Below are 10,077 nucleotides of genomic sequence, written 5' to 3' on the forward strand. Positions count from 1 at the left end.
CTTCGGGTCCAATTCACGCGGCGACGGTGTGGAATTGTCCGAACCGATTCAGTTTCTGGAATTGATGCAGTCGCTTGGAATGAAATTAATTTGCACGACTGCGGGTAGCCCCTACTACACACCGCACCTGCAACGCCCGGCCTTCTTTCCCCCCAGCGACGGATACCAGCCGCCGGAAGACCCATTGATCGGGGTGGACCGTCAGATTGAGGCCACCGCCGAACTGAAGAAGCGTTTTCCGCAGATGTTCGTCGTCGGATCGGGGTACACCTATCTGCAAGACTGGCTGCCCAACGTGGCGCAAGCCGTCATCCGCGACGGGCTGGCCGATTCCATCGGACTCGGCCGCATGGTGCTTTCGTATCCGGATCTTCCCGCCGATGTCCTCGCGGGCACCCAGCTGGCCAGGAAGAAGGTCTGCCGCACATTCAGCGACTGCACGACCGCACCGAGGAAAGGCATCATCAGCGGTTGTTACCCACTGGATCCGTACTACAAAAACCTGCCCCAGCGGAAAGAATTGCTCGAACTGAAGAAGGGCTGAAAACTTCTACTCCAGCATCCAATCGACGATGCGTTTGGCAGCCTTTCCATCGCCGTAGGGATTGTCGATCACCTTGGCTCCGCTGCTGCGTTTGGGCTCGGCCAGCAATTCGCTGGCCCGGCGGATGATCCGATCACGATCGGTTCCGACCAGTTCCGCCAGACCGGCCTCGACCGCTTCGGGGCGTTCGGTTTTCGTCCGCGTGACCAGCACCGCACTGCCCAGCGACGGTGCTTCTTCTTGAACGCCGCCGGAATCGGTGATCACCAACGTGGCCCGATCCATCAGCCAAACGAATTCAGGGTAGTCGGCTGGCGGTAGCAGATGGATGTTGTTTGAGTCCGCTAACAGTTCATGAACCGGGCCCATCACGTTCGGGTTCATGTGAACGGGATAGATAAATTCGGTCTCGGGATGACAGGTGGCCAAATGCGAGAGCGCGGCACAGATCTGCTGCAGTCCGCCGCCAAAGTTTTCGCGTCGGTGGCCGGTGACCAAGACAACGCGGTCGGCCAACGCCATCGGATACTTCTGCCGCCATCGGGCATCGTCGGCGCGTTCTTTGGCGACGCTGTGCAACAAGGCATCGATGACCGTGTTGCCGGTGACTCGGATGGACGATTGCGGAACCCCTTCGGCCAGCAAAGCGGACTCGCTGCGCTTCGTCGGGGCACAATGAAGGCTGGTGACGATCCCGGTCACGCGGCGGTTGAACTCTTCCGGCCACGGCGCCATCAAGTCCCCGGTTCGCAAGCCCGCTTCGACATGCACGACCGGCAACCGATGGTAGAACGCGACGATCGCCGAGGCCATCACGGTGGTGGTGTCCCCCTGAACGACGATGCAATCGGGCTCGTGTTGCTGAACGACCCGATCGACCGCGTCCAGGCAGCGTGCCGTCAGACCACTGAGCGTTTGTCCGGGCTGCATCAATCCCAAGTCGATTTCCGGGGTGATCGAAAAATAGCCCAGGACCTGTGCCAGCATTTCGCGGTGCTGGCCGGTGCTGCAGACGATCGGAGCGATCTGGTTGGGACGCGACTGGCACTCCCGCACGACCGGAGCCAGTTTGATCGCCTCGGGACGGGTGCCGAAGACGATCAGCGGTCGCAATCGCGGCCCCTGGCGACGGGGGATGACTTGTGACGACTCGGAAGAATACGTGGACGGGGCGGTTTGAAGAGGCATTCGCAAGCGAGGATTCTCGGGAAGACGGCAGAAATACCTGATTGATCGGTGATCCGAAGCTCCATTGGCCCGGAATCCCCTTGGGAAACCGGAGGTACGCGGCTATACATATAGACTACGTCCGTCAACAGAACCGACCGAATTGAAATCGGCCGGCCAATTCGGGCATCAATCACAGCAGACAGCCCCTTTTACGAGGACAGCGGCAGGATACACACCGTCGGGAAAGTGCGAGCTACCGGTGATCCGCACCTGATCTGGGTTTGCCGGATCTGGAATTGCCGGACAACGACTCGCTGGAGTACTCAATCGCTCTGCCAACACCACTTCCGAAGCTGACACGTGTTTGCATTGGAACAGTCGCATCGTGAAAGACCCATCGACCAGATTCTGGGTGGGTGCTTCGGGCATCGAGCGAGTTGATCGGACTCCTTTTCTGAGGGAAACCCTACATCCGTCACGCAGCGTGGGTTGGTTGACTGCTGGCCCCTCCAAAACAACTCATTATTAGACCGAATGTCAGACAATTGGAACCTTCTTGCCAAGCTTCTTGGCACCCCTGGTCCGCCCGCACCCCCCAAAGCATCCGAGACGACGAAGAAAGCCGAATCGAAAGCCGAAAACGAGGACGAACGCCCATCGACGTCGGATTCCTCAGGATTTTCCGACCAACAGTCGAACGAACCGGCATCACGAGACATGCCCCCGGTCGCCGAGGCAGTTGCGGATGTGCCTGACGAATCCGATGTGGTGGACAACGACCCCTCCGCCGAAGACGTGTTGCAAGCACTGACGGCCGAAACCGCTTCGACCCAGCTTCCTGGATTCGGCACCCGCGCGAAGGACCCACGGATCGACGAACTCGCCGCCGGCGGCCCCCCCGCCAAAGAAGAGCCCGTCGTCGAAGAATTGCTTCACGTCGAAGCCACCGTGAGTGAATCCGACCGGCTGTTTGCCGACTCCACGTCGCCCGATGCCTCTGTCACCGAACAAGAACCCGAGCAAACGCTTGAGCCGGAACCGGAGCCCGACAGCGGCGCCTGGTCCGAACTGGCTGGCGAACTGGGGATCGAAGCCACCGACGAACCCCCGCCCCACCGAGCCCCCATGCAAATCAAACCGGCTCGTAAAGAATCGGCATCGTCGAAATCGAAAAAATCCCCGCGAAGCTTCGGCGACGGCCTGGGAATCGACCTCGGCCCCGAACCCGAACCCGAAGTGATCGACGAGCCGAGCGACGTGGAAGACGAACCGCACGTCGCGCCCGCGGCAACGCGGACGTTCGATGATGATCCAGCGCCAGCGGCGAAACGCGAGTCCAGCACAAACAAGCCGGTCGACCCGCCCGACCCGCTGTCGTTCCGCTCCTTTTCCGACCTTGAAGACGACCTCGACGACTCGGAACCGGAATCGGAATCGGTTGAAGCAGTGGCCGCACCGACCCAAGAATCGCCCCGCCAGGATCGTTCCCCCGCGCGTGAAGAGCGACCGCGACGCCGTCGTGACTTTGACGACCGCGACGACTCCGACGACGACGATCGGCCCTCGCCTTCGCGAGAACCGCGTGGACGTGGCGAACGCAGCGATCGCGACAACTCTGAGCCCGGCCGCGACCGACAGGAAGACGAGGAAAGCCCGCGACGAAGGTCCGGACGCCGTGGGCGGCGGGGACAACGTCAGCGGATGAGCGAAGATGCGCTGGAACTGGAACCCAAGACCGCCGACGCCGTCGCCAGCCGCGACGACGATGACATCAGCAGCGACGACGGAGACGATTCACGCCGAAACGCTCCCAAACGCCGCGGGCGAGGCGGACAATCCCGCCGCCGAACGATCAGCCGCGATGAATTCGATCCCGCCGACGGCGAAGAATTCGAATTGGTCGACGATGGATTCGCAACGGGCGTCGAACTCGACGCCGACGATTCCGAAGAAGAAACGGACGAAGAGTCCGGCACGCGACGCCGACGACGTGGCCGCCGCGGCCGCGGTGGCAGACGATCGCGAGGCGCCGGAACCGGCGAATCCGAAGAAGCCCGGCCGCAATCCCGCGGACGTGGCGACTCAGACCGCGACGATGCCGACCTGGACGACGATCTCGACGACGAACCGATCCCCTCGTCCGCCTTTGACGATGACCACGAAGACGACGAAGAAGTCGATGTGATTCGTCGCGGACGCCGACGACGCGGACGCCGAGGCGGACGCGGTCGATCGAGCCGAGAATCCGAACCGGCCGACCAAGACGATCGCCCCGCCGCGGACGACTTGGACGACGAGGACGTGCGACCACGACGCGGCTCACGAAGCCGCCAGGACGAACCCGAATCGGAATCGCGTGGCGAGACCCCCACGCGACGCAAGGTCGTTCCGACGTGGCAAGAAGTCGTCAACGTGCTGGTCGACAATAATCTTGAAAACCACAAGAAGTCGCCGTCGGGCAAAGGACGCGGACGCGGACGACGCCGCTAGCGGCCTGCCGTCTTGAAGCTTCTTGATAGCGGAAGGGCGCGAGCCCTCCGGTCTTCCAAGCCGACACCGGACGGCTCGCGCCGTTCCGATAACACCTGAGTGCGTCGCACGCTGACACGCCCCCGACGGGGCCAAACGACGGCTTCAATCGGCACGCCGCTGGCGTGCGGGCCGCCTAAACCAGCCCGGCAAAACACAGCCCCAGCACCAAGACGCCCGCCGGAATGCACCATCCGGCGAACCAGTGCAAGCGTTCTTGACGGCTCCATCCGATCAGCCACTTGAGCGCGAAGATCCCGACGCCGAACGCGACCAACGCGCCGATGGTCAACTCGACGATCGAGTGATCCATCGGCACTCCCTCTTGCACCTCGTCCACCAGGTCCTTGATCGCCAGCACGGTCGCGCCGGAGATCGCGGGGATCGCCAACAAGAACGAGAACGTGACCGCATCGTCGGTTTTCAGCCCCAGCAACCGGCCGCCCAGAATCGTCGACCCGCTGCGGCTGATCCCGGGCAGAATCGCGAAGGCCTGGAAACAGCCGACCACGAATGCGCCCCAATACGAACCGTCCCGATAAGCGCGTTGGCGAGCGGGCAGCCTACCCAGCACAATCAGCATGACCCCGGTCACGATCAACATCGCGCCGGCCAGCATCGGGTTCTTCAGAATCCAACCGAATTGAGATTTGATCGTCAGCCCGACCACCACCGCCGGTATCGTTCCGACAACCAATAAAGGGATCACACGCCGGTCACTGGTCAGCAAATCTAAGATGCGACGCCAGAAAATCACCAGGATCGACCCGAGCGTCCCTGCGTGCAAGATAATCTCCAACGTCGGCGACTCGCTTTGGGCGTCACTGAGCATCGCCCCCAAGATCACGAGATGACCGGACGAGCTGATCGGAAGGAATTCGGCAATCCCTTGCACTATGGCCAGGATGATGGTCTCGATCACGCCACTAGTTCCATTTGATTACTCACGAGGCTTGGATACAGATGGAAAAGGGGTCAGGCCCCAAAAATGCGAAGCACCCTTCGGGCCATTTGGTTTTTGGGGCCTGACCCCTTTGCCGCCCCGTTTTTAGTGTCTGCTCACAAAACACTACCCGAAAACTCAAAGTTAACAAAGCGCTCAATCGACCGCTTCTCGCGGCGCACCATCCTGTTCAAACTGTTGCCGCAGTATTCATCGCCGCAGCGAACGAGGGAACCATCCATCATGTCACCGGACCACCAGAACGCTGACACAGAGTGCATCGATCCGAATGCGAGGCCTGTAACGAATCAACCGACTTCGGAAGTCTCCGCCACACCCGCCGCACCGGATGCTGCATCGCCTCTCGCGTCGAATTCCATACGTTTGGACGTCATCAATCTGCTGCGTGGATTTTGTATGGGGGCGGCGAACATCGTGCCAGGGGTCAGCGGAGGAACCGTGGCGCTGGTGCTGGGACATTACCAACGCCTGATCGATGCGGTCAGCCGCGTCGATTCTCACCTGATCGGCCAAGTCCTCTCGCGTCGCTGGAAAGAAGCTTGGGAATACGTCGATGCTCGCTTTCTGGCTGCGATCGGCGCCGGGGTGGTGATCGGCAGCGTCGCGCTGGCGGGGCTGATCAACTGGCTGTTCGACCATCACATGCCGGAGACCTTTGCCGTCTTTTTCGGAATGATTCTGGCCAGCGTGCTGATCGTGCGACGGCAAGTCAAACGCTGGGGTCCGGCCAGCTTGGCCGCCTGCGTCTTCGGCATCGGTGTCGCGGTGCTCGTCGGACGACTCTCGCCCACCGACGGCGGAGACTCGTTGATCTACCTGTTCGGATCGGCCGCCATCGCGATCTGCGCGATGATCCTGCCCGGCATCAGCGGCGCGTTCATCCTGCTGTTGTTGGGCGTCTATCACCCGATCACAGGACTGATCAAAAACACGGTGAAGCTGAACATCGATTTCGATTCCATCCTCCAGCTCGGCGTGTTTGCGTTCGGCTGCCTGTTCGGGCTGCTCGCGTTCTCTCGCCTGTTGAGCTGGATGCTCGATCACCACCGCGACAAGACGATGGCGGTGCTGGTCGGACTGATGATCGGCAGCGTAGAAAAACTGTGGCCGCTGCAGATCCCTACCGCCGAAACGGCCGGACTAAAAATGAAGGAGCGGATCATGCAGGTCGTCCCGCCGAGTGAATGGAACGGAAGCCTGGTGTTACTGATCGCGTTGGTCGTTGGCGCCGCGGTGTTCGTGCTGGTCCTCGAACGCGTTGCCGAAAGCGACCTGATCAGCGACCATGAACCCGTCGATTGAAAATGTCCGGGTCGAAAGGGTTCTCGACCTTGGGCATGCGTCGAGTCCGCGGCGCGGCTTCGGTCATCGGTGGCCCTGCATTCCAAACCGATTCCGTCTGGAGCGTCTCCGGCAATTCAGGAATGCCTGTTGCCGAAGCCGTCTGGCCGACTTGATCGATTGCGGCGAGCTGCGGCGGTGACGCCGGAACCAACGGTTCAGCACCAGCACTGTGCTCCATCGCAGCCTCCCATTGCGACGGCGAATGGGCGGAAGGAAGCTGAGCGAGCCAACGGTCCAAGTTGGACATCATGGCCGACCCCTGGCTGCCAAAGGTATGCCGTCGGCCACCATGTCCGTCGGAAGCTCGCAAACGGATCAGACTGTTGGCCGGAGCATTCAGGTCGACGTACTTCATCACGGCTTGCAGGTTGTCTCTGGCCACATCCTTCGGAGCCCATTTGGAGGTCAGTGCGGTGTGGATTTGAAACTCACGCGTGTTGCGGTCGTCACGGGCGTGACAACTGGTACAGCGATTCATCAGGATCGGCTGAATTCTTGACGTGAACTCATACACCAGTCGCTCGGGCAACCCACTCGACTCGGCGGCCGTCTCAGGTTCGACGTCCCTGCGATCATCGGTCACGACGGTTTCGTGCGAGACCATTCGCAGGGCAGGAGTTTGCTGATCGTCAGCAGTCGGCGGTTGCGCGGGCTCGGATTGCTGTTTGAGCATCGCTGCGATCTGCCGCAGCAACTGAATCGTTTGTGGATTCGACGGCTCCAGCGACCTTGCTTCCAAGACATCTTGAGCAGCTTCTCGCACCAACCCATGTCGCAACCCCCAACGAACATCCGCTTGCACGCGTTTCAAGTCACCTTCAAAGCGATTCTTGCGTCGGTATTCGTACAGTTCGCTTAGCGATCGCCCCACCGTTTCGACCTGAGCGCTCGGTAGATTGATTTTCGACTGGTCGCTGCGCGTGATGCAGACCGTCCCGCCGATCTTGGTGACCGCACCGACCAGGACGTTGCCGTTGCGAAGCAAGACACACGATTCTGTCTGCGGGGCAACCTGTGGCAACTCATCCGCCATCGCAGGCGGAAACGCTGCCAGCGTGATGGCGATTGCGACGACGAGCCCGGCGAACGGGAGGGGGGTCAACAAGGAAAGGGAATTGTTCATTCGCTTGGGCTATCAAACTCCGCCACCCGACGTCAAGAGCGACGTTTTTCGGGCGTCAGTGTCCCTCGTGCTGCGGCAGCATTGATTCTTCGGGCTGCGTTCAGCAAGCGGAAACGGGGGCAGGCTTTAGCCCAATGCCGCTAAGTTGACATCAACGAAGAGGCCCGGACGCTGGCGCGAACCGGCTGATGTCTATTGATTATCAGCCGTTTGGCGCGAGCCTACGGGCCCCAGCACAAGGAGACGACGCATCACTTGGCGGTATTGGGCTAAAGCTTGGGAAAAGATGAACTGACCACTGAGCCCACGGATGCCGGTTGCGACGCTCCGCGCGACGGCACGGACGGGCTCCGGCCCCTGCCGGTGCTGGCGCAGCGCGAACTGCAGCGAATCGCCCAGGCCGTTGCCAACGGCCGCGCAGCACCCGCACGCCGGCGCCGAAGTGGATGTCGAACTGGTAGTCGCGCGCCTGCTCCAGGCGCACGGTCACGGTCTGCTCGCTCATCGGGGGTCGTCCTCTCGTTCACACCGGCGAACCGCACCGGCCCGGGGCCGGCCACGGTGGCCGCATCGCCGTCAGCGCACCTTGCCCAGCAGCGTCTGCACCTCGCCGAGCACCTCGCTCAGGTGGGCGCGGCCGACCGCCTCCTCGCCCAGGCGGGCGCCGAGCTCCTGCTCCATGAAGCACACCGTCATGCGCACGTAGGTGCTGTCGAGCGCCTTGCGCACGGCGGCCATCTGGCTGGCGATGTCGAGGCAGGGCTGGCCCTCTTCGATCATGCGCTGGATGCCGCGCAACTGGCCCTCGGCGCGTTTGAGCCGGTTCAGCAGGTCGGTGCGGTACTTCTCGTCGTTCAGCACGGCCATGGCGCCATCCTCGCTCGGCTCCGGGTTGATGGGGCCTGCCATTGTGTCCGCTCCGCTCTCAGCCCGCCCCGGCCGCCTTGGAATCCGGCACGCCGAGCTTCCTCAGCACCCAGCCCAGCGGGCAGGCGTCGCTGAAGCCGAACTGCAGCAGGTTCAGCCCGACGAAGGCGGTGAAGGCCAGGAACCACTGGCCGACGAACAGCGGGCTGGCCGGCGCGCCGAGCAGCAGCGAGACGGCGATGAACAGGCCTGCGAAGACCCGGATGTAGCGTTCGACGGTCATGGGACGTCCTTTCGAGGATGGAGGCTGGGAGGGGGTCTCAGGCACCGGCGACCCCCGGGGGCGCGAGGGGCGACGCGTCGGCCGCCCGCTCGATGCGGCGCCGGTTTACCGCGTGGTACAGGACCGGGATGACGACGAGCGTGAGCAGCGTCGACACGAGGATGCCGAAGATGAGCGAGATCGCGAGCCCGTTGAAGATCGGGTCGTCGAGGATGAAGAAGGCGCCCACCATCGCCGCCAGGCCGGTCAGCGCGATCGGCTGCGCGCGCACGGCGGCCGCGCTCACGACCGCGTCCTTGAAGGCCATGCCCTGGCGGACCTGCAGGTCGATGAAGTCCACCAGCAGGATGGAGTTGCGCACGATGATTCCGGCGAGCGCGATCATCCCGATCATCGACGTCGCGGTGAACGGCGCGCCGAGCAGCGCGTGGCCGGGCATGACGCCGATGAGGGTCAGCGGGATCGGCGCCATGATCACCAGCGGCGTCAGGTAGCTGCGGAACTGCGCCACCACCAGCAGGTAGATCAGGATCAGGCCCACGCCATAGGCCGCGCCCATGTCGCGGAAGGTCTCGTAGGTGATCTGCCACTCGCCGTCCCACTTGATCGCGTACTCGCGGAACGGATCACCGGGCTGGCGGATCCAGTACTCGCCCAGTGCACCGGTGTCCGGCAAGGCGGCGTCCTGCAGATGGCCGCGGATGTTGAACAGGCCGTACAGCGGCGAGTCGATGAAGTGCGTGCCGTCTTTGGCACCGGCCAGCGGGCGCTGGCCCACATCGCCCATCACATAGGTCAGCGGCATCAGGTCCTTGGTATACAAGGTCTTGTCGATGACGCCGGTGTGCACCTGCACCAGTTCGGACAACGGCACCAGCGTTCCATTGGCTGCACGCATCGGCAGTGCCAGCAAGGCGTCCAGGCCGACCTGGCGCTCGAGCGGCAATTGAAGTCGCACCGGCACCGGGTATTTCGATTGCCCGTCGTGCAGATAGGTGGTGTCGGCGCCCTGCAGCGCGGCCTGCACCGTCTGCGCCACTGCCGCCACCGGAATACCCAGCGTCTCGGCGCGCTGGCGTTGCACCCGCAGGAAGCTGCGCGGCGCATCGCTTTGCAGCGTGCTGTCGATGCCGACCACATGCGCGGTGTCGCCGAATGCCTTCACGACACGCTGCGCCAGCGCCTGGCGGCCGGCCTCGTCCGGCCCGTACACCTCGGCCACCAGTGGCGACATCACCGGCGGTCCCGGCGGC

At 62.7% G+C, this 10,077-nt stretch carries 8 protein-coding genes and 1 pseudogene; 3 read left to right on the forward strand and 6 right to left on the reverse strand.

The window, feature by feature from the left end:
* A pseudogene (locus tag ABX749_RS09775) lies at positions 1-544 on the forward strand (NADH:flavin oxidoreductase); the annotation flags it as partial.
* Between the two features lie 6 nt (positions 545-550).
* Here the strand turns inward: ABX749_RS09775 and wecB are convergent.
* Positions 551-1,732, reverse strand: a complete 1,182-nt coding sequence (gene wecB / locus ABX749_RS09780; protein WP_372895813.1) for a non-hydrolyzing UDP-N-acetylglucosamine 2-epimerase — start codon at positions 1,730-1,732, stop codon at positions 551-553.
* A gap of 516 nt (positions 1,733-2,248) precedes the next feature.
* Between wecB and ABX749_RS09785 the strand changes: the two genes are divergently transcribed.
* Complete coding sequence (locus ABX749_RS09785; RefSeq protein ID WP_372895814.1) at positions 2,249-4,204, forward strand: hypothetical protein; 1,956 nt, start codon at positions 2,249-2,251, stop codon at positions 4,202-4,204.
* A gap of 175 nt (positions 4,205-4,379) precedes the next feature.
* Here ABX749_RS09785 and ABX749_RS09790 read toward each other — a convergent pair whose 3' ends face one another.
* Positions 4,380-5,165, reverse strand: a complete 786-nt coding sequence (locus ABX749_RS09790) for an undecaprenyl-diphosphate phosphatase (protein ID WP_145208301.1) — start codon at positions 5,163-5,165, stop codon at positions 4,380-4,382.
* A gap of 405 nt (positions 5,166-5,570) precedes the next feature.
* Here ABX749_RS09790 and ABX749_RS09795 point away from each other — a divergent pair, with 405 nt between their 5' ends.
* Positions 5,571-6,509 (forward strand): DUF368 domain-containing protein, encoded by a 939-nt coding sequence (locus ABX749_RS09795; protein WP_372895815.1) that lies wholly within the window; start codon positions 5,571-5,573, stop codon positions 6,507-6,509.
* On the opposite strand, the gene ABX749_RS09800 is transcribed toward ABX749_RS09795, so the two are convergent.
* The 4 genes from ABX749_RS09800 to ABX749_RS09815 all read right to left on the reverse strand — a co-directional run.
* On the reverse strand, positions 6,484-7,656 hold the full coding sequence (locus tag ABX749_RS09800; RefSeq protein ID WP_372895816.1) for a hypothetical protein: 1,173 nt from the start codon (positions 7,654-7,656) through the stop codon (positions 6,484-6,486). The two genes, ABX749_RS09795 and ABX749_RS09800, sit on opposite strands and share 26 nt — an antisense overlap.
* Positions 7,657-8,250: 594 nt before the next feature.
* Complete coding sequence (locus ABX749_RS09805; RefSeq protein WP_372895817.1) at positions 8,251-8,583, reverse strand: metal-sensing transcriptional repressor; 333 nt, start codon at positions 8,581-8,583, stop codon at positions 8,251-8,253.
* Positions 8,584-8,599: 16 nt separating this feature from the next.
* The gene (locus ABX749_RS09810; RefSeq protein ID WP_372895818.1) at positions 8,600-8,824 is read right to left on the reverse strand and encodes a DUF2892 domain-containing protein; all 225 of its coding nucleotides are present in this window, start codon (positions 8,822-8,824) and stop codon (positions 8,600-8,602) included.
* A gap of 37 nt (positions 8,825-8,861) precedes the next feature.
* Positions 8,862-10,077: efflux RND transporter permease subunit (locus ABX749_RS09815; RefSeq protein WP_372895819.1), on the reverse strand; the 1,216-nt coding region annotated here is incomplete at its 5' end.

This window comes from Stieleria sp., from assembly GCF_041595215.1.
Lineage (GTDB): Bacteria > Planctomycetota > Planctomycetia > Pirellulales > Pirellulaceae > Stieleria > Stieleria magnilauensis.